Source organism: Streptomyces sp. NPDC049970 (genome assembly GCF_040660235.1).
Lineage (GTDB): Bacteria > Actinomycetota > Actinomycetes > Streptomycetales > Streptomycetaceae > Streptomyces.
Window position 1 is genome coordinate 1 of the sequence record NZ_JBFALP010000002.1, and the last position, 19,631, is coordinate 19,631.

Here is a 19,631-nt window from a genome sequence, read left to right on the forward strand (position 1 = left end):
TTGATAGGCCAGATGTGGAAGCCCGGTAACGGGTGGAGCTGACTGGTACTAATAGGCCGAGGGCTTGTCCTCAGTTGCTCGCGTCCACTGTGTTGGTTCTGAAATAACGAACGGCCGTGTTTTTTCCGGTGTTGGTTAATTTCATAGTGTTTCGGTGGTCATTGCGTTAGGGAAACGCCCGGTTACATTCCGAACCCGGAAGCTAAGCCTTTCAGCGCCGATGGTACTGCAGGGGGGACCCTGTGGGAGAGTAGGACGCCGCCGAACAATTATTCCGGGAAAGCCCCGTGCCCTTGTGGCACGGGGCTTTTCTGCGTTCCGGACCAGAACGTCGCCGACCGGGGAGTGGAACCCGGCAAACGAGAGACCTGTCCCGACGGAGTGCGCAAGGCCAGGTTCCACGGCCCGCAGGGACACATGGACATGGGTTCGGCTTCTGCGGTGCTCAGCTCCGAGCGTCGGGTCGGGGACCGTTCCGGTCCGGCCGGCCCTGTCACAGCCGGCCGGATGCCTTCAGGGCGAGGTAGGCGTCGGCGAGGGCGGGAGCGAAGGCGTCCGGGGCGGCGTCGACGACAGTGACGCCGTGACGGCGGAGCTGGTCCGCGGTCCGTCTGCGCTGGGCCTGGGTCTGTGTGCCGGCTGCGGCCTCGTAGGTCGCGTCCACGGTGCCCCGGGCGCGGGCCATCTTCTCGACCTCGGGGTCCGCCACCGCGGCCACCAGGACGGTGTGGCGCTGGGTGAGCTGTGGGAGCACAGGGAGCAGACCCTCCTCGATGGGTGCGGCGTCCATGCTCGTGAGCAGGACGATCAGTGAGCCACCGGGAGCGTTGGCCAATGCTGCGGTACTGAGCCCCCGGGCGTCGGTCTCCACGAGTTCCGGCTCCAGGGGCGCCATTGCGTTCACGAGAGCCGCCAGGACGTCCGCTCCGGCCGCGCGTCCCCGTACCTGGGCTCGGACGCGCCGGTCGTACGCGAGGAGGTTCACGCGGTCGCCCGCGCGGGTGGCAAGGGCCGTGAGCAGCAGGGTGGCGTCCATGGCCGCGTCGAGGCGGGGCACGTCTCCGACGCGGCCGGCCGACGTACGTCCCGTGTCCAGGACGACGAGGATGTGCCGGTCGCGTTCCGGGCGCCAGGTCCGGACGGCGACCCCGGCACCTCGGGCGGTGGCCCGCCAGTCGATGGAACGGGTGTCGTCTCCCGGTACGTAGGCGCGCAGGCTGTCGAACTCGGTGCCCTCCCCGCGTGTGAGCACGCTGGTACGACCGTCGAGTTCACGGAGTCTCGCGAGCCGCGAAGGCAGGTGCTTGCGGCTGGTGAAGGGAGGTAGCGCCCGTACGGTCCATGGCACGCGGTGATATCCCTGCCGGGCCGCGAGGCCGAGCGGACCGAACGAGCGGATGGTGGCCCGTTCCGCCTGACGGTCTCCGCGCCGTGACGGCCGGAGGAGCGTGGTGAGGCGTCGGCGTTCGCCTGGTGGTACGGCGAACTCGTGCCGGGACGATGCTTGTTCGGCCTCCGAACTCCAACTGCTGGGCGGCCAGGCGTCGCGAAGGTGTGCTCGGAGGCGGCGCCGCGAAGTGTTGGTGACGGTGAGTTGCACGGCGGCGGTCTCGCCGAGTCGAACGGATGTATCACCAGATCGAGTGAACTCGAGCGTACGCACTGGCGCGGCCAGGGCGTAGTCGCACAGAATTGCCAGTGAGAGCGGGATGTTGACCGCGAGTACGCCGGTCCAGCTCGGAGCCAGAATGCCTACGGGGAGTGACCCCAGGGCCGCCACCAAGGCGGCCCGTCCGGTGAGGGCCATGGTCACCGCCTCACCGGGGGACGGGGACGTGGGCGAGTACAGCGGTGATGACGGAGTCGGCGGTGACTCCCTCCATCTCGGCTTCCGGCCGTAGTTGGACGCGATGACGAAGCGTGGGTAGGGCGAGAGCTTTCACGTCGTCCGGGATGACGTAGTCCCGGCCCGTGAGCCAGGCCCATGCCCGTGCGGTGGAGAGAAGAGCGGTGGCTCCTCGGGGGGAGGCACCGAGGGTGAGCGAGGGGGATTCGCGGGTGGCACGACAGATATCCACGACATAGGCGGCGATCTCGGGGGACACCGAGGTCTTGGCGACGGCGGCGCGCGCCGCTTTCAGATCCGCAGGCCCTGCGACGGGCCGTATGCCTGCGGCATCGAGGTCGCGAGGGTCGAATCCGTCCGCGTGGCGGGTGAGTACGTCGATCTCGTCCGCTCGGGACGGCAGGGGGACGGTGAGCTTGAGGAGGAACCTGTCCAGCTGTGCTTCGGGCAGCGGGTAGGTCCCCTCGTACTCGACCGGGTTCTGGGTCGCCGCGACCAGGAAGGGGTCTGGTAGCGGCCTGGGCGAGCCGTCGATGGTGACCTGGTGTTCCTCCATGGCCTCGAGCAGGGAGGACTGGGTCTTGGGAGGAGTGCGGTTGATCTCGTCGGCGAGCAGGAGGTTGGTGAACACGGGCCCGGGCTGGAAGGAGAACTCTGCGGTGCGTGCGTCGTAGACGAGGGAGCCCGTGACATCGCTCGGCATCAGATCGGGGGTGAACTGGACGCGCTTGGTGTCCAGTTCCAGGGATGCGGCCAGGGCCCGTACAAGAAGTGTCTTCGCGACTCCGGGGACACCTTCGAGGAGTACGTGGCCCCGGCAGAGGAGAGCCACGACCAGGCCGGTGACGGCCGGGTCCTGGCCGACCACTGCCTTGGCGATCTCGGAACGGAGGGCTTCCAGGGATGCGCGGGCGCTGTCGGAGTTGACGGGGGCCGCAGGGGCGGGTGCGGTCGCCGCAGGCTCGACGGTCTCCGGGGTCGGGGCGCTCATGAGGTGCGTACCTCTCTTTCGAGGGCGTCGAGTTGGTCGGTCAGGAGGAGGAGCGCGGCGTCGTCGGCAGGAGCCGGGCCGAAGAGGAGGGCACCGAGGTCCGTGGCCGAGGGGCTGAGGCGTGCGGCGACGGCGGGCAGGAGGACGTCGGGCGCGTCGGCGTCCCGGGGGGAGACCCCGAGGAGGGGGGAGACGCGGAGACGTGTCGCGGAGCGCAGGGTGGCGGCGGCGCGGTCCCTGGCGTCGGCCTTGCGGTAGAGGCGGGCCCGTCCCTCGGTGGATTCGGATGCACGGATGGCGACCGGTAGCCGCTCGGTCACCAGAGGGCCGAGGCGCCGGGCGCGCCAGATCGCGGCGAGCACTGCGGCGAGGGCGAGTTGGAGGGTGCCCCACAGCCAACCGGAGGGGATCAGGCTGATGAAGTCGCTCTCTCCGCCGGCTTGTCCGCCGGTGTCGTCGTCGGAGCCGCCGCTGCCGGTCTCGGCGGCGGAGGGATCGTCGAGCGAGGGGAGGTACCAGACGAGATGCGGTCGGGAGCCGAGGAGTTGCAGGGCCAGCGATGCGTTGCCGTGCTGGTCGAGACGGTTGTTGTAGAAGATGTCGGGGGAGCCGAGCAGGACGGTGTCGCCCGTCTTCGCCTCCGGCAGGATGAGGAGGGCGTCGTGTCCGTGGCCCCGGTAGCAGCCGACGGCCCCGTGTGCGTCTGTGGCGTAGTGGATGCCGCCCATGTCGGCGGTTCCCGCGGTACGAGCGGCGGGGAGGGTGCAGTTCGGGGTGCGCGCGGTCACCGGCCCGTGGGCCTCGGCACGCGCGGAGGGCGCGAGCCGGTCCAGGGAGGGGCCGGCGGTGGCGATGAGGACGGTGCGCCCCTCGGAGTCGGAGGTTGCGGTACGGAGGCGCCGCTGCTGGTCCGCGGTGAGCAGGTTGGGGCCGGCGACGAGCAGTGTGCTGTCGGGTCCCGCCGTGCCGGTGGCCTCGTCGAGCGTGGTCGCCACGTCGACGGATATGCCGCGGTCCTCGAGGAGTTCGACGACGGCCCTGCTCCCCTCGGGGTCCGGGGACCGGGGGTCGAGGCGGCCGTGCCGGCCACCGGAGTTGAGCGCTGCGTAGGCCACCCCTGCGAGCACGAGGACGAGGACGGCGAGCAGCAGGCCTCGTACGCGCAGCCATGTCTGTTGGGGGGTAGGGGAGTCCGAGGTGGTGGCAACGGCCGTCGTGCGGGTCACGGGGTGGCCCCCTCGGCCCGGCCGGCCGTCAGGAGCGGTTCGGCGGCCTCGACGGCCTGGTCGAGCCTGCACAGACTCAGGTACGCCGTCTCGTCGGCCGTCCGCCCGCCGTACGTCACGTCGTCGAAGACCCGTGCCGCGGTGCGGAGCCGGGTGGTGTACTCGGGCAGCAGCCGACCGGCTTCGTCGGCGGCCTCGTCCGCGGTGCGGCCGGGGCGCGGGTCGAGGACGGTCCGGTCCTCCAGGGACCGGACGATGGCGCGCATGCGTTCCTGGACTGCTTCGGTCCAGCGCCCGGCTTCGGCGTGGGCGTCCGCCGCGGTCCGGTGTCCGGCCGCACTGCGTGTGGTGCTGCCGAAGAGGGCGTCGGGCGCGTGGAGTGTGCGTTGCGGCGTCCCGAGCCTCCACCACAGGGCGGCGCCCAGGCCGATGACGGCCAGGATGATGAGGACGAGCCCGAGCGGGCCGCCCGGGGCGGCCCCGGCGGCGCTGTCGAAGAGTCCGCCGATCCAGTCCCAGAAGTGGTCCATGCCGCGTTCGACGAGGTTCGGGTCGTGCTCGTGGTACATCGGGTCGGACAGTTCGTCGCGCGCCGCTTCGCGGGCGGGGACGCGCGGGGTGTCCACAGGTATGTCCTCGCCCGCCCTGATGAAGCGTCCCGCCGCGGTGGTGCCCCCCGGCCGCGTCACCGCATCAGTTCCTGGGGGTGTCGTAGCCGGGTACGCCCGCGGCCCGGGCGAGTTCGAGGTCGAGGGCCTCCCGCCGGATGCGCTGGTCGACGTAGAGCAGTGCCATCACTCCTGCGGTGAAGGGGTAGGCGAGCGTGGAGATGATCACGTCGCCGATGCCGGTGATGATGAGGAAGGGCCAGCCGAAGTCGGTCGAGTTGCTGTTGAGGAGCTCGCTCAGGCCGTCGCTGTCCACTGCCAGGGCGATGATGCCGAACGGGACGGCGATGATCAAGGTCACGACGATGACCAGCAGGTAGGTGAGTGCCAGGATCCCGAAGGTCCGCCACCAGTTGCCCTTGACCAGCTTCGCGGACCTGCGCAGCGCGGTGAGTACCGGTTGCCTTTCCAGCATCAGTGCCGGTGCCGCGAGCGTGAAGCGGATCATCAGCCAGAGGACGACGCCGCACGCGGCGAAGAGCCCGAGGAAGGTCAGTGCGAGTCCGCCGGCGCCGTCGCCCAGGAGCAGGCCCGGGAGCACGCCCACGGCCATGATCGCGGCGCTCATGAGGCTCAGCAGGAGCGTCAGCCCGACGAGCGGAAGAATTCGGGGGCGGGCCTCGGACCAGGCTTCGGAGAGCGTCACACCGCGGCCCAGTACGGAGCGGCTGATGACCACTGTGAGGACCGAGGTGGTGATGAGCGTGGCGATCATCGCGACCAGTGTGCTCGGGGCGCTGGTGAGCAGCTCCGACTGTGCCGAGTCGGTGGCCTGGCGGAGCGCCTCCGTCCCGGTGGCGTTCGGGTCGACCGTCGGCGGCCTCGGCAGGAGGTAGCGCTGCACGAGGACGATCACGATCTCGGCGATCACGGAGACGGTGAGACTGACGCCGAGCACGGTGCGCCAGTGGGTGCGCATCGTGGAGACGGCGCCGTCGAGGATCTCGCCCACTCCCAGCGGGCGGAGCGGGATGACTCCCGGCTTCGCCGCCGTGGGCGGACCGCCCCACCCGGATCCCGGGGGCATCCCGGCCCGGCCGGGAGCGGGCGGGGGTGCGCCGGGACCGTTGCCGGGGGCGGCGGGCGGGGTCCACTGCCCCGGAGGCGGCTGGGTGGGAGACCACTGACCGGCGGGGCCACCTTCGTCCACGGGCGGGGACGGCTTCGGAATACCCGTTTCCTGGCCGTCGGAGGGGGCGGATCCGGGCGAAGCCCAGCCCGGAGAGTCGTTCATCGTCGCTCCTTCACGGTCCCGTCCGCTCATCGGGGCGGCAGGTTGGCAGCCATCGTGTCACGCGTCGCTCCGGTGCGGGTCGGGCCCTCCATCTCCTTCTTGCCTTCATGCGCGGGCGGTTCAGCGGGCAGACTGGGTGGATGGCTGATCAGGACGCGCAATCGCCGGTGGGCATCGAGCCCCCGGCCCTCTCCGCACTCCGTTGGTACGAGCCCCCGGAAGGGCCCGCCGTGGTGCTTGTCGACCAGACGCGGCTTCCTTCGGAGGAGGTCGATCTCGTGTGCGCCGATGTGCCCGCGCTGGTGGAGGCGATCCGCACGCTGGCGGTGCGCGGCGCTCCTCTGCTGGGCATTGCCGGGGGTTACGGGGTCGCGCTCGCCGCTGCCCGGGGTGAGGACGTGGAGTCGGCGGCGGAGTTGCTGGAGCGGGCGCGGCCCACCGCGGTCAATCTCGGGTACGGGGCGCGGAGGGTGGCCGCTGTGTACCGGGCGGCGGTCGAGGGGGGTGCCGACACGTCGGTGGCCGCCGCGGCCGCCCTGGCCGAGGCGCGGGCTCTGCACCGGGAGGATGCCGAGGCCAGTGGGCGGATGGCGCAGTACGGCCTGGACCTGCTGGGCGAACTCCTGCCGGGTGACGGGCACCGTCTGCTGACCCACTGCAACACCGGGGCACTCGTCTCCGGCGGTGCGGGGACGGCCTTCGCGGTGGCTCTGAGGGCACACGGTGAGGGCAGGCTCCGGCAGCTCTGGGTGGACGAGACGAGACCGCTGCTGCAGGGGGCCCGGCTGACGGCGTACGAGGCGGCCCGGAACGGGATGCCGTACAGCCTGCTCACGGACAGTGCGGCGGGTTCGCTGTTTGCGGCGGGGGAGGTGGATGCCGTACTCATCGGTGCGGACCGGATCGCCGCGGACGGCTCCGTGGCCAACAAGGTGGGGAGCTATCCGCTGGCGGTGCTCGCCAAGTACCACCATGTGCCGTTCATCGTCGTGGCTCCGACCACCACGGTCGATCTGGAGACACCGGAGGGCACGGCGATCGTCGTCGAGCAGCGTTCCGGCATCGAAGTGACGGAGATCACATCGAGGCCGGGGTTTCCGGCCGGCGGCGGCGGGGTCGGGATCGCCGTCGCACCCCCGGGAACCAAGGCGTACAACCCCGCGTTCGATGTCACGCCACCCGAACTGGTCACGGCGATCGTCACGGATGAGGGTGTCATTTCCCCGGTAACGGGGGTCGGACTGGCAGAGCTGTGTGCCAGATCATCGCAGGTAACGATTAGCTAATGGGATGATGTCGTTTATGAAGGGACGCGTCCTTGTCGTCGACGACGACACCGCACTGGCCGAGATGCTCGGCATTGTGCTGCGGGGAGAAGGTTTCGAGCCGTCGTTCGTAGCGGACGGCGACAAGGCACTGGCCGCATTTCGTGAGGCCAAGCCCGACCTGGTGCTGCTGGACCTCATGCTGCCCGGACGGGACGGCATCGAGGTCTGCCGGCTGATCAGGGCCGAGTCGGGTGTGCCGATCGTCATGCTCACTGCCAAGAGCGACACGGTGGACGTGGTGGTGGGCCTGGAGTCCGGGGCCGACGACTACATCGTCAAGCCGTTCAAGCCGAAGGAGTTGGTCGCCCGGATCAGGGCACGTCTGCGGAGGTCGGAAGAGCCTGCGCCGGAGCAGCTCACGATCGGTGACCTGGTCATCGACGTGGCCGGCCACTCGGTGAAGCGGGAGGGGCAGTCCATCGCCCTCACCCCGCTGGAGTTCGACCTGCTGGTCGCTCTCGCCCGCAAGCCGTGGCAGGTGTTCACCCGTGAGGTGCTGCTCGAGCAGGTATGGGGATATCGCCATGCCGCCGACACCCGCCTGGTGAACGTGCATGTCCAGCGGCTCCGCTCGAAGGTCGAGAAGGACCCCGAGCGGCCGGAGATCGTCGTGACCGTCCGTGGTGTCGGTTACAAGGCCGGGCCGAGCTGACATGACCCTGGGCAGCGCTGCTCCGCCACCCGGGGGCACCGGGGCCCGTACGGAGCGGGCTGCCGGTCCGGTACGGATGTTCTCCCGCTTCGGCAGGGTCCCGCGGGCTGCCCGGTTGTTCAGCGACCGGGCACCCGGCAGCCCCGTGCCCCGGCTGCTGATGCGGTGGATCAGCGGGCCGCTGCTCCCGGCCGTCCGGCTGTGGCGGCGCAATCTCCAGCTGCGCGTGGTCGCGGGCACGCTGCTCATGTCGATCGCCGTGGTGCTGCTCCTGGGGTTCGTCGTGATCGGGCAGGTCCGCAACGGCCTGCTCGACGCGAAGGGCAAGGCCGCGCAGACCCAGGCGGCCGGCGGCTTCGCGGCCGCGCAGACGAACGCGAACGCTCCGCTGGTGCCCGGTGACCAGAGCGAGGAGGGCGCCGACGGTATGACGGCCAACTCCTCGTGGCGTACCGAGCTCGTCGACCAGCTCGCCAGCGGTGGCACGAACGCCTTCAACGTGGTGGCGCTCAGCGCGGGCTCGGCCGGACAGGGCACGAGCCGTGCTCCGCGCGGTTCGGGCAGTGTGGATGCGTCGTCCATCCCGCAGGAGCTGCGGGACGACGTGGCCAAGGGCGTGGGGGCTTTCCAGACGTACTCGCTGATCAGGTACTCCCACGGGAAGAGCCCGGAGCCGGGGCTCGTCGTGGGCAAGCGGCTCTACGACGTCGACCACAACCCGTACGAGCTGTACTACCTCTTCCCGCTCGCACAGGAGGAGAAGTCGCTGACCCTGGTCACGACGACCCTGGCCACGGCCGGACTGTTCGTGGTGGTGCTGCTCGGGGCCATCGCCTGGTTCGTGGTGCGCCAGGTCGTGACGCCCGTACGCATGGCGGCGGGGATCGCCGAGCGGCTCTCCGCGGGCCGGCTCCAGGAGCGGATGAAGGTCACCGGCGAGGACGACATCGCCCGCCTCGGCGAGGCCTTCAACAAGATGGCGCAGAACCTGCAGCTGAAGATTCAGCAGCTGGAGGAGCTCTCCCGGATGCAGCGGCGCTTCGTCTCCGACGTCAGCCATGAGCTGCGAACCCCGCTGACGACGGTACGCATGGCCGCCGATGTCATCCACGAGGCGCGCGTCGACTTCGATCCGGTGACCGCCAGGTCCGCGGAGCTGCTGGGGGACCAGCTCGACCGCTTCGAGTCCCTCCTGTCCGATCTGCTGGAGATCAGCAGGTTCGACGCGGGGGCCGCGGCGCTGGAAGCCGAACCGATAGATCTGCGCACGGTCGTCCGGCGGGTGATCGGCGGTGCCGAGCCGCTGGCGGAGCGCAAGGGCAGCCGGATCCGAGTGGTCGGTGACGAGCAGCCCGTGGTGGCCGAGGCGGACGCGCGCCGTGTCGAGCGGGTCCTGCGCAACCTCGTCGTCAACGCCGTCGAGCACGGTGAGGGCCGGGACGTCGTCGTGCGGATGGGTGTGGCCCAGGGTGCGGTGGCCGTCGCGGTCAGGGACTACGGCGTGGGGCTCAAGCCCGGCGAGGCGACCAGGGTCTTCAACCGCTTCTGGCGTGCGGACCCCGCACGCGCCCGGACGACGGGCGGCACGGGCCTCGGGCTGTCGATCGCCGTCGAGGACGCGCGGCTGCACGGCGGCTGGCTGCAGGCGTGGGGCGAGCCCGGTGGCGGCTCGCAGTTCCGGCTGACCCTGCCGCGTACGGCGGACGAGCCGTTGCGCGGGTCGCCCATACCGCTCGAGCCTGAGGACTCCCGGCGGAACAGGGAGGAGCGTGAGCGTGCGGAGGCGGTGCCTGCCGTTTCCGAGCACCGGCTGATGGCCGTGCCGAACCAGTCCGGCTCGGCGCGTTCGCCGCTCGCTCCGGCCGCGTCGCGCAACCCGGCGTCGGTCCATCCGGCCGCGCTGCCGGGCAACGGAGCGCGTGTCGTGTCGCGTCCGGCCGGTGAGCGGCCCGGCGGTGGCGGCGATCCAGAGACGCAGGACCCGGAGCGGGAGGACACCATTCGTGGACACTGAGCGTCGTCGGGGCGGCCACGGCCGGGCGGTGCGGCTGTCCGCGCTGCTCGCCTGCGGCGTGGTGGTGCTCGCGGGGTGCGGAGCGATGCCGGTCACGGGGGATGTGAAGCCGGTCGACGCCTCGCAGCCCGGCGATTCCCAGGTACAGGTGTACGCCGTCCCGCCGAGGGAGGGCGCCGCGCCCCTGGAGGTCGTCGACGGCTTCCTCGAGTCGATGACGAGTGACGACCCCGACTTCCGGACCACCCGCAAGTACCTGACCGCGGGGGCGGCCCGCACCTGGCAGCCGAGCGGGGGCACCACGGTGCTCGCGAAGGCACCCAACCGCAACGGGCCCACGATCCACGACAAGGAACGCAGGGCCGCCGAGACCACCTACACGCTCACCGGCGAGCAGGTGGCCGCGGTCGACTCGCAGAGCTCCTACCGGCCGCTGGCGCCGACGGAGTACTCCCAGATGCTGCATCTGGTCAGGGAGAAGGCGGCGGGCGGCAAGCAGGAATGGCGTATCGACGTCGTGCCGGACGGCCTGGTGCTCGGGCAGTCCGACTTCAAGCGCCTCTACCGTTCGGTGAACAAGTACTACTTCGCCGCGGGCCGGACCGACGAGGAGCCCGCGCTGGTCGCCGATCCCGTCTACGTACGCAACCGCACGGACCCGGTCACGCGGATGGACACGACCACGCAGACGGTGCGCGCGCTGCTCGCGGGGCCTTCGAACTGGCTGCGGCCGGTGGTCGATTCGCGGTTCCCCACCGGTACGGCGCTGAAGAGCGGCGTCACGTCGCTGGCGCCCGACGACCAGAACGTCCTGAAGGTGCCGCTCAACAAGAAGGCCGAGAAGGCGGGGCAGGGTGTCTGCCGCATGATGGCCGCCCAGGTGCTCTTCACGCTGCGCGACCTGACGTCCGCCAGGGTGGGGCAGGTGGAGCTGCAGGGCGGGCAGGGGCCGCTGTGTTCCCTCGGGGCGGACGAGGCCGAGGAGTTCTCCGCGGACGGGGGTTCCGGTACTCCCGACAGCCAGTACTTCGTCGACGACGAGGGGCATGTGATGCGCATGCCCGGCAGCAACAAGGGCAGCGGTGATCCCGAGCCGGTGACCGGCCCGTTCGGCAACGGGACGGTGGCCATGAGCGCCGTCGGTGTGGCCCGCGACGAGCAGCGGGCGGCGGCGGTCTCGGCGAACCAGCAGTACCTCTACGTGTCCTCGCTGGTCGCGGAGAGCGAGCCGGGCGCCCCCGTGGTGACCAGCGAGGCGAGCAAGGCCGCGGACCGGCTGTCGGCACCGAGCTGGGACGGCGGCGGTGACCTGTGGGTCGCCGACCGCGATCCGGACGACCCCAGGCTGCTGCGCCTGGTGGACGGTGCCGGGGAGCCGCAGGAGGTCTCGGTTCCCGGCCTGGACGGCGGGCGCATCGAGGCGCTGCGCCTCTCCGCCGACGGGGTGCGGATCGCGCTGCGGGTGTCGAAGGACGGTCACACGACCCTGTACATCGGCCGGGTCGAGCGGCACGGCGCCGGCGGGTCCGAGACGGTGTCGGTGGAGGACCTGCGCCAGGCCGCGCCTCAGCTCGCCGAGGTGACGGCGGTGTCCTGGTCGGGCCGCAGCCGGCTCGTCGTGGTCGGTAAGGAGGAGGGCGGCGTCCAGCAGGTGCGGTACGTGCAGGCCGACGGCTCCACGTCGGCCTCCGGGGTCCTGCCGGGCGTGAACCTGGTGACCGCGGTCGCGGCGGCGGATGACGAACAGCTGCCGCTGATGGCGGACACCGAGAGCGACGGGATAGTGAAGCTGTCGCCCGGCGACAACTGGCAGACGGTCCTCAAGGACGGTTCGTCGCTGGTCTACCCGGGCTGAGCGGAGTACCCGGATCCGGCGGGGCTCCCGGGCGGCGCTGCGGGAGGACGGAACGGGCGGCGGAGGCACGCGGCGGGGAGAGGCGGGACCGCCCGGGTGCCTCGCCGCCCCTCTCCCGTTCTCCGTTCTCCGTTCTCCGGCACGTTGTCCACAGGGGGTTTTCCACAGGGCTGGTCCGGTGTCCGCTTCCCGGCCAGAGTGGGTGCTGTGCGGGGATGGTGGCGGGAGATCGTGGGGTTGGTGCTGCCCGTGGCCTGCGGTGGCTGCGGCAGGCCGCGTACGGAGCTGTGCGAGGAGTGTGCGGCGGCGCTCGCGCGGGCGCCGTGCCGGGTGAGACCGGCGCCCGAGCCGGCCGGGCTTCCCGAGGTCCACGCCGTCGCGCCGTACGAGAACGCCGTACGCGCGATGCTGCTGGCTCACAAGGAGCGCGGGGCACTCGGGCTCGCGGGAGCACTCGGGAGGGCGCTGGCAGCGTCCGTACAGGCCGGTTCGGGGCGAGTGGGGTGCGCGGAGCCGCTACTCCTGGTGCCCGTGCCGTCGGCGCGCCGGGCCACGGCCGCGCGTGGGCACGATCCCGTGCGCAGGATCGCGCTCGCGGCCGCCGCCGAACTGCGGCGCGGGGGCACGCGGGCCCGGGTGCTCTCCGTGCTCGGACAGGCGCGGTCCGTGGCCGACCAGGCAGGGCTGGGAGCCCGCGAGCGGCAGGTGAACCTGGCGGGCGCCCTGGTGGTGACGGACGGTGCCGGCCGGCACCTGGAGCGCGGCCGGGTGGTGCTGGTGGACGACCTGTTGACGACCGGTGCCTCGCTGTCGGAGGCCGCCCGCGCGGTCCGTGCCGCGAGGAGCGTGGCGGGGCGGGTCGCGGGGCGTTCCGACGGTGCGGCCGCGGAGGGGCTCCGGGCCGCCGTCGTCGCGGCTTCCCCGTCTGCTTTCGATTTCAACCGGAACCGATCCGGAACTGACAGTTAAGTTGCGTCGTTGCAGGTAGTGAGTGGGTAAAGGGCCCTGATCGGAGGTACGCGTGAGTAGCGGGTGCCGACACGGTGGTGGGCAGGCTATGTTCGGTTGTGAGGGACGGTGAATTCCGCACCTCGACGAATGCACCACCAGGTTTCGGGCAGGTAACTCACCAGTAGGCCAGAAGCGTGGAAGTCGGTGGGGTTGATACTCCGCCGGTGGGGGAGGAGGAGGTGAAAGTCACCGAGTCCGCGGCTCCGGTGATCACTGGAGCCTGGTGCAAAAGGGAGATGCTCCGCCGCCGAAGCGGAGCGATCCGGGAACGGAGTTCTGCGTGGACATCGTCGTCAAGGGCCGCAAGACCGAGGTGCCCGAGCGGTTCCGCAAGCACGTGGCCGAGAAACTGAAGCTGGACAAGATCCAGAAGTTCGACGGCAAGGTCATCAGCCTCGACGTGGAGGTGTCCAAGGAGCCCAATCCCCGTCAGGCCGATCGTGCGGCGAGGGTGGAGATCACGCTCCGCTCGCGTGGGCCGGTCATTCGGGCGGAAGCGGCGGCAGGCGACCCGTACGCAGCGCTGGACCTGGCCACTGACAAGCTGGACACGCAGCTGCGCAAGGAGCACGACAAGCGCTACAGCAGGCGCGGCAACGGCCGGCTGTCCGCGGCCGAGGTTGCCGAGGTCGTGCCGGATGCCGCCTCGTTCAACGGTGACGGTGAACTGATCCCCGAGGAGCCGGAGCAGTCCGTGCCCACGAAGAGGATCGGGTCGCTCGAGGTGCAGGGCGACGGGCCGCTCGTGGTGCGCGAGAAGATGCACGTCGCAGCGCCGATGACGCTCGACCAGGCGCTCTACGAGATGGAGTTGGTCGGTCACGACTTCTATCTGTTCGTCGACTCCGAGACCAAGGAGCCCAGCGTCGTCTACCGTCGGCACGCCTATGACTACGGTGTCATCCACCTGAGGACCGACCCGCTGGCCTCCGACGGCGCGGGCGGCGCGGGCGGTGCGCTCGGCGGCTGACACAGCCGTTCACAGTCCGGACACGGTGCCCCTGGAAGCGTTCGCGCGCGGCCGGGGGCACCGTTCGTGTCCGCGGGGCACCGCTTCGGCGGCCAGGCATGAAAGCATGGCGTCCCGGACCAATCGGTGCGCTGTGCACTGGTGTTGGCGGGCGGCCTGTGACCTCAGGCAGTGGCCTTCAGGGGGAGGAACGATGGCGGACACCTTCGGGCCCGTGCGCGGGACGACCGATGCCGGCAGCACTACCGGTGCGGACTTCGATGCGGACGGCGGCAGTTCCCGTAAGGAACCGATCAGGGTTCTCGTGGTCGACGACCACGCGCTCTTCCGCAGGGGGCTGGAGATCGTCCTCGCCCAGGAGGAGGACATCCAGGTCGTCGGAGAGGCGGGGGACGGCGCCGAGGCGGTGGACAAGGCGGCGGACCTGCTGCCGGACATCGTGCTGATGGACGTGCGGATGCCCAAGCGCGGGGGTATCGAGGCGTGTACCTCGATCAAGGAGGTGGCCCCCAGCGCGAAGATCATCATGTTGACCATCAGCGACGAGGAGGCCGACCTCTACGAGGCGATCAAGGCGGGTGCAACCGGCTATCTCCTCAAGGAGATCTCCACCGACGAGGTGGCCACGGCGATTCGCGCGGTGGCGGACGGCCAGTCCCAGATCAGCCCGTCGATGGCGTCCAAGCTGCTCACCGAGTTCAAGTCGATGATCCAGCGAACCGACGAGCGTCGGCTCGTTCCCGCGCCGCGTCTCACCGAGCGGGAGCTGGAGGTGCTGAAACTCGTGGCCACGGGTATGAACAACCGTGATATCGCGAAGGAGTTGTTCATCTCGGAGAACACGGTCAAGAACCACGTCCGCAATATTCTGGAGAAGCTCCAGCTGCACTCCCGGATGGAAGCCGTGGTCTATGCCATGCGGGAGAAGATCCTCGAGATCCGATGAAGTGGCACGGGGCGCCCGGGACGGTCATCGGCCGAGGACTCGGGTGATCTCCGCCATCAGGGGCTCACGCAGCTCCGGTGAGTCGACCCGCTCGAGCCGGACGCCGGTGCAGCCGACCCAGGACGCCGCTTCGGCGAGGGCTTCGGCCATCGGCGTCACGGAGTTCCCGCCGTCGAGGGACACCTGGCGTGCGACGAGTGTGGTCCCCTCCCTGGCCGGGTCGACCCGGCCCCGCAGCCTGCCGCCTGCCAGCAGGGGCATCGCGAAGTAGCCGTGGATCCGCTTGGGCCGGGGGACGTACGCCTCCAGTCGGTGGATGAAGCCGAAGATCCGCTCGGTGCGTGCCCGCTCCCAGATCAGTGAGTCGAACGGTGACAGGAGCGTCGTGCGGTGCCGTCCCCGCGGCTCCGAGGCCAGGGCCTCCGGATGTGCCCACGCCGGCTTCGTCCAGCCCCGCACGGACACCGGAACCAGTCCGGAGTCCGCCACGACCGCGTCGAACTGCTCGGCCTTGAGCCGGTGGTAGTCGGCGATGTCCGCCCGGGTGCCGACGCCCAGCGAACGCCCGGCCAGGGCCACCAGCCTGCGCAGGCACTCCGCGTCGTCCATGTCGTCGTGGAGGAGGGGGCCCGGGATCGCGCGCTCGGCCAGGTCGTAGACCCGCTTCCAGCCGCGCCGCTCGGTGCACACCACCTCGCCGTACATCAGGGCCCGCTCGACGGCGACCTTGGACGCCGACCAGTCCCACCACTCGCCGCCGTTCTTCGCGCCGCCGAGTTCGGTCGCCGTCTGCGGGCCCTCGGTGCTCAGCTGCTTGATCACCGACTCGTAGGCCCCGTCGGGCAGGTCGTGGTTCCAGTGCGGGCGTGCGCGGTAGGCGCGGCGGCGGAACGCGAAGTGCGGCCACTCCTCGACCGGCAGGACGCACGCGGCATGGGACCAGTACTCGAAGGAGCGGCCGCCCGACCAGTAGGCCTCGTCGACGGCGCGGCGGCCCAGGGCGCCCAGGCGTGCGTAGGGCACGAGCTCGTGCGACCTGGCCAGGACCGAGATCGTGTCGAGCTGTACGGCACCGAGATCGCGCAGCACGCCCCGGACCCCGCCGCGGCGGTCCGGGGCGCCCAGGAGACCCTGTGCGCGAAGGGCGATCCGGCGGGCCTGGTCGGCGGAGAGTTCCAGAACTGGCTGCGGCACAGAGGTCATACGACGACCCTAGGGTGCGGCACCGACATCGGTGGCCGGCCGGCGCGGCCGGGTGCCGGGCAGCCCCAGGTCGGACGGGAGGAGTGCGCCCGTCCACGTGTCGAGCCGCACGCCCTTGTTGAGCAGGGCCGACCGCTGGTCGCCCTCCATGCGGAACCCGGCACGCAGGGCGACGGCCCGGGACGCGGAGTTGCCGATCTCCGCCCGCCACTCCAGGCGGTCCGCCGAGAGCTCGGTGAACGCCCAGCGGGCGGCCCGGAGGACCGCTTCCGTGGTGTAGCCGGCGCCGCGGTGCCCGGTGGCCGTCCAGAAGCCCACCTCGTACGTGCCGGGGCTGCGGCGGTTGACGCCGAGCGCACCGACGAGCGTCCCGCCGTCCCGCAGCAGCACCGCGAAGTTGTACATCGTGTCGTCCTGCCACCCGGCGGGCGAGAGCTTCCGGGTGAAGAGTTCGGCGTCGGCACGGGTGTACGGGGAGGGAATGACCGTCCAGCGCTGGATCGCCTGGTCCTGGCAGGCCTTGTACGTCTCTTCCGCGTCCCGGGGCTCGAAGGGCCGCAGCAGCAGGCGGCCGGTGGTCAGGGCTGTGGGATCCATGAGGGAATTCTGCTGACGGCACCCTCGGGACGCGAGCTCTTTTCGGGCAGCCCGGCACCTTCCGTACCCTCCGTCCGTTGTCCTGGAAGGGTGCGATGGGGACATCGCGGCAGCAGCCTCCCGGCGCGGCGGGGTCCTCGCTTACGATGGCCGTTGCGGTAGGGCCTACCTGCCGTGCCCGCGCCAGAGTCCATAACACGACCCAGTGCCAGGCCCGACCGGCAAGGAGACCAGCCTCAGTGTCCGTCTTCAACAAGCTCATGCGTGCAGGCGAAGGCAAGATCCTGCGCAAACTGCACCGCATCGCGGACCAGGTCAGCTCCATCGAAGAGGACTTCGTCAACCTCTCCGACGCCGAGCTGCGGGCCCTCACCGACGAGTACAAGGAACGGTACGCGGACGGCGAGAGCCTGGACGACCTGCTCCCCGAAGCGTTCGCGACCGTCCGTGAGGCCGCGAAGCGTGTCCTCGGACAGCGCCACTACGACGTCCAGATGATGGGCGGCGCCGCGCTGCACCTCGGCTACGTCGCCGAGATGAAGACCGGTGAGGGCAAGACCCTCGTCGGCACCCTGCCCGCGTATCTCAACGCGCTCTCCGGCAAGGGCGTGCACCTGATCACGGTCAACGACTACCTCGCCGAACGAGACTCCGAGATGATGGGCCGGGTGCACAAGTTCCTCGGTCTCGAGGTCGGCTGCATCATCGCGAACATGACTCCGGCGCAGCGCCGTGAGCAGTACGCGTGCGACATCACGTACGGCACGAACAACGAGTTCGGCTTCGACTACCTCCGCGACAACATGGCGTGGTCCCAGGACGAGCTCGTCCAGCGCGGCCACAACTTCGCCATCGTCGACGAGGTCGACTCGATCCTCGTCGACGAGGCCCGTACGCCGCTGATCATCTCCGGCCCCGCGGACCAGGCCACCAAGTGGTACGGCGACTTCGCCAAGCTGGTCACCCGTCTCACCCGGGGTGAGCCGGGCAACCCGCTCAAGGGCATCGAGGAGACCGGCGACTACGAGGTCGACGAGAAGAAGCGGACCGTGGCCATCCACGAGCCCGGTGTCTCCAAGGTCGAGGACTGGCTGGGGATCGACAACCTCTACGAGTCGGTGAACACCCCGCTCGTCGGTTACCTCAACAACGGCATCAAGGCCAAGGAACTCTTCAAGAAGGACAAGGACTACGTCGTCATCGACGGCGAAGTCATGATCGTCGACGAGCACACCGGCCGTATCCTCGCCGGCCGCCGGTACAACGAGGGCATGCACCAGGCCATCGAGGCGAAGGAAGGGGTGGACATCAAGGACGAGAACCAGACGCTCGCCACGATCACCCTGCAGAACTTCTTCCGCCTGTACGGCAAGCTCTCCGGCATGACCGGTACGGCCATGACCGAGGCCGCCGAGTTCCACCAGATCTACAAGCTGGGTGTCGTGCCGATCCCGACGAACCGGCCGATGGTCCGTGCCGACCAGTCGGACCTGATCTACCGCACCGAGGTCGCGAAGTTCGCCGCGGTCGTGGACGACATCGCGGAGAAGCACGAGAAGGGGCAGCCGATCCTGGTCGGCACGACGTCCGTCGAGAAGTCCGAGTACCTCTCGCAGCAGCTCTCCAAGCGCGGTGTCCAGCACGAGGTCCTCAACGCCAAGCAGCACGACCGTGAGGCGACGATCGTCGCCCAGGCCGGCCGCAAGGGCGCGGTCACGGTCGCCACGAACATGGCCGGCCGAGGCACGGACATCAAGCTCGGCGGCAACCCCGACGACCTCGCCGAGGCGGAGCTGCGTCAGCGCGGTCTCGACCCCGTCGACCACGTCGAGGAGTGGGCCGCCGCCCTGCCCGCCGCGCTGGAGAAGGCCGAGCAGGCCGTGAAGGCGGAGTTCGAGGAGGTCAAGGAGCTCGGCGGGCTGTACGTGCTCGGCACGGAGCGGCACGAGTCGCGACGGATCGACAACCAGCTGCGCGGTCGTTCCGGCCGTCAGGGCGACCCGGGTGAGTCCCGGTTCTACCTCTCGCTGGGCGACGACCTGATGCGCCTGTTCAAGGCGCAGATGGTCGAGCGGGTCATGTCGATGGCCAACGTTCCCGACGACGTCCCGATCGAGAACAAGATGGTCACCCGTGCGATCGCCTCCGCGCAGTCGCAGGTGGAGCAGCAGAACTTCGAGACGCGTAAGAACGTCCTGAAGTACGACGAGGTGCTCAACCGGCAGCGCGAGGTCATCTACGGCGAGCGCCGGCGTGTCCTGGAGGGCGAGGACCTGCAGGACCAGATCCGTCACTTCATGGACGACACGATCGACGACTACATCCGCCAGGAGACGGCGGAGGGCTTCGCCGAGGAGTGGGACCTGGACCGTCTGTGGGGCGCGTTCAAGCAGCTCTATCCGGTGAAGGTGACGGTCGCCGAGCTCGAGGAGGCCGCCGGCGACCTCGCCGGGGTCACGGCCGACTTCATCGCGGAGTCGGTGAAGGACGACATCCACGAGCAGTACGAGGAGCGCGAGAAGTCGCTCGGCTCGGACATCATGCGTGAGCTGGAGCGGCGTGTGGTGCTGTCCGTCCTGGACCGCAAGTGGCGTGAGCACCTCTACGAGATGGACTATCTCCAGGAGGGCATCGGCCTGCGGGCGATGGCGCAGAAGGACCCGCTGATCGAGTACCAGCGCGAGGGCTTCGACATGTTCAACGCCATGATGGAGGGCATCAAGGAGGAGTCCGTCGGCTACCTGTTCAACCTGGAGGTCCAGGTCGAGCAGCAGGTCGAGGAGGTTCCGGTGCAGGACGCGGCGGAGCGGACCTCGCTCGACAAGAAGGACGCCCCGGTGGCGGCCGGGACGGGCCGTCCGGAGATCCGTGCCAAGGGCCTGGACGCACCGCAGCGCCCGGACCGGCTGCACTTCTCCGCTCCCACGGTGGACGGTGAGGGCGGTGTCGTCGAGGGCGACTTCTCCAACGGTGACGCCGCGCAGTCCGAGGGCGACGGCATGACGCGTGCGGAGCGCCGCAAGGCGCAGAAGAGCGGTGGCGGCGGTCGCCGCCGCAAGAAGTAGCGGGACGCGCGTTCCGTAGACGGCC

At 70.2% G+C, this 19,631-nt stretch carries 15 protein-coding genes and 2 rRNA genes; 10 read left to right on the plus strand and 7 right to left on the minus strand.

What is annotated here, in order from left to right; translation table 11 throughout:
- Together AB0I83_RS03415 and rrf are read left to right on the plus strand one after the other, a co-directional pair.
- A 23S ribosomal RNA gene (locus AB0I83_RS03415) occupies positions 1-72 on the plus strand; the annotation flags it as partial.
- A 78-nt stretch (positions 73-150) separates the two neighbouring features.
- Positions 151-267: ribosomal RNA gene (rrf, locus tag AB0I83_RS03420) — 5S ribosomal RNA — on the plus strand.
- Positions 268-493: 226 nt separating this feature from the next.
- Here the strand turns inward: rrf and AB0I83_RS03425 are convergent.
- From AB0I83_RS03425 to AB0I83_RS03445, 5 genes are read right to left on the minus strand one after another with little or no spacing between them, the layout of a single operon-like run.
- Positions 494-1,807 (minus strand): DUF58 domain-containing protein, encoded by a 1,314-nt coding sequence (locus tag AB0I83_RS03425; protein ID WP_363303449.1) that lies wholly within the window; start codon positions 1,805-1,807, stop codon positions 494-496.
- Positions 1,808-1,817: 10 nt separating this feature from the next.
- Entirely contained in the window at positions 1,818-2,837 is a 1,020-nt protein-coding gene (locus AB0I83_RS03430; RefSeq protein ID WP_363303450.1) for a MoxR family ATPase, read from the minus strand.
- Entirely contained in the window at positions 2,834-4,063 is a 1,230-nt protein-coding gene (locus AB0I83_RS03435) for a DUF4350 domain-containing protein (protein ID WP_363303451.1), read from the minus strand. The genes AB0I83_RS03430 and AB0I83_RS03435 overlap by 4 nt, the downstream gene beginning before the upstream one ends.
- Complete coding sequence (locus AB0I83_RS03440; RefSeq protein WP_363303452.1) at positions 4,060-4,752, minus strand: DUF4129 domain-containing protein; 693 nt, start codon at positions 4,750-4,752, stop codon at positions 4,060-4,062. The genes AB0I83_RS03435 and AB0I83_RS03440 overlap by 4 nt, the downstream gene beginning before the upstream one ends.
- A 4-nt stretch (positions 4,753-4,756) precedes the next feature.
- Positions 4,757-5,965: a glycerophosphoryl diester phosphodiesterase membrane domain-containing protein gene (locus AB0I83_RS03445; RefSeq protein ID WP_356842202.1), complete on the minus strand. Its 1,209-nt coding sequence runs from the start codon at positions 5,963-5,965 to the stop codon at positions 4,757-4,759.
- A gap of 140 nt (positions 5,966-6,105) precedes the next feature.
- Here AB0I83_RS03445 and mtnA point away from each other — a divergent pair, with 140 nt between their 5' ends.
- The 7 genes from mtnA (at position 6,106) to AB0I83_RS03480 (ending at position 14,741) form a co-directional block, all read left to right on the plus strand.
- The gene (gene mtnA, locus AB0I83_RS03450) at positions 6,106-7,251 is read left to right on the plus strand and encodes an S-methyl-5-thioribose-1-phosphate isomerase (RefSeq protein ID WP_363303453.1); all 1,146 of its coding nucleotides are present in this window, start codon (positions 6,106-6,108) and stop codon (positions 7,249-7,251) included.
- Positions 7,252-7,255: 4 nt separating this feature from the next.
- The gene (gene mtrA / locus AB0I83_RS03455; protein WP_187282414.1) at positions 7,256-7,945 is read left to right on the plus strand and encodes a two-component system response regulator MtrA; all 690 of its coding nucleotides are present in this window, start codon (positions 7,256-7,258) and stop codon (positions 7,943-7,945) included.
- Between the two features lies 1 nt (position 7,946).
- A complete protein-coding gene (mtrB, locus tag AB0I83_RS03460) occupies positions 7,947-9,959 on the plus strand; it encodes an MtrAB system histidine kinase MtrB (RefSeq protein ID WP_363303455.1) in 2,013 nt (670 codons plus the stop codon).
- On the plus strand, positions 9,949-11,814 hold the full coding sequence (locus AB0I83_RS03465) for an LpqB family beta-propeller domain-containing protein (protein ID WP_363303457.1): 1,866 nt from the start codon (positions 9,949-9,951) through the stop codon (positions 11,812-11,814). Before mtrB ends, AB0I83_RS03465 begins: the two co-directional genes overlap by 11 nt.
- Before the next feature lie 207 nt (positions 11,815-12,021).
- A complete protein-coding gene (locus tag AB0I83_RS03470; RefSeq protein WP_356842207.1) occupies positions 12,022-12,783 on the plus strand; it encodes a ComF family protein in 762 nt (253 codons plus the stop codon).
- Positions 12,784-13,105: 322 nt separating this feature from the next.
- Positions 13,106-13,795 carry a ribosome-associated translation inhibitor RaiA gene (gene raiA / locus AB0I83_RS03475; RefSeq protein ID WP_356534127.1) on the plus strand — a complete coding sequence of 230 codons (690 nt, stop codon included), beginning with the start codon at positions 13,106-13,108 and terminating at the stop codon, positions 13,793-13,795.
- 193 nt (positions 13,796-13,988) lie between these two features.
- Entirely contained in the window at positions 13,989-14,741 is a 753-nt protein-coding gene (locus AB0I83_RS03480) for a response regulator transcription factor (RefSeq protein ID WP_356534126.1), read from the plus strand.
- A 24-nt stretch (positions 14,742-14,765) separates the two neighbouring features.
- On the opposite strand, the gene AB0I83_RS03485 is transcribed toward AB0I83_RS03480, so the two are convergent.
- Together AB0I83_RS03485 and AB0I83_RS03490 are read right to left on the minus strand one after the other, a co-directional pair.
- Complete coding sequence (locus tag AB0I83_RS03485) at positions 14,766-15,944, minus strand: crosslink repair DNA glycosylase YcaQ family protein (protein WP_356842209.1); 1,179 nt, start codon at positions 15,942-15,944, stop codon at positions 14,766-14,768.
- Between the two features lie 9 nt (positions 15,945-15,953).
- Positions 15,954-16,541: a GNAT family N-acetyltransferase gene (locus AB0I83_RS03490; protein ID WP_356534122.1), complete on the minus strand. Its 588-nt coding sequence runs from the start codon at positions 16,539-16,541 to the stop codon at positions 15,954-15,956.
- A 239-nt stretch (positions 16,542-16,780) separates the two neighbouring features.
- On the opposite strand from AB0I83_RS03490, the gene secA reads away from it, so the two are divergent.
- Positions 16,781-19,606, plus strand: a complete 2,826-nt coding sequence (gene secA, locus AB0I83_RS03495; RefSeq protein WP_356534121.1) for a preprotein translocase subunit SecA — start codon at positions 16,781-16,783, stop codon at positions 19,604-19,606.
- Positions 19,607-19,631: the final 25 nt, after the last annotated feature.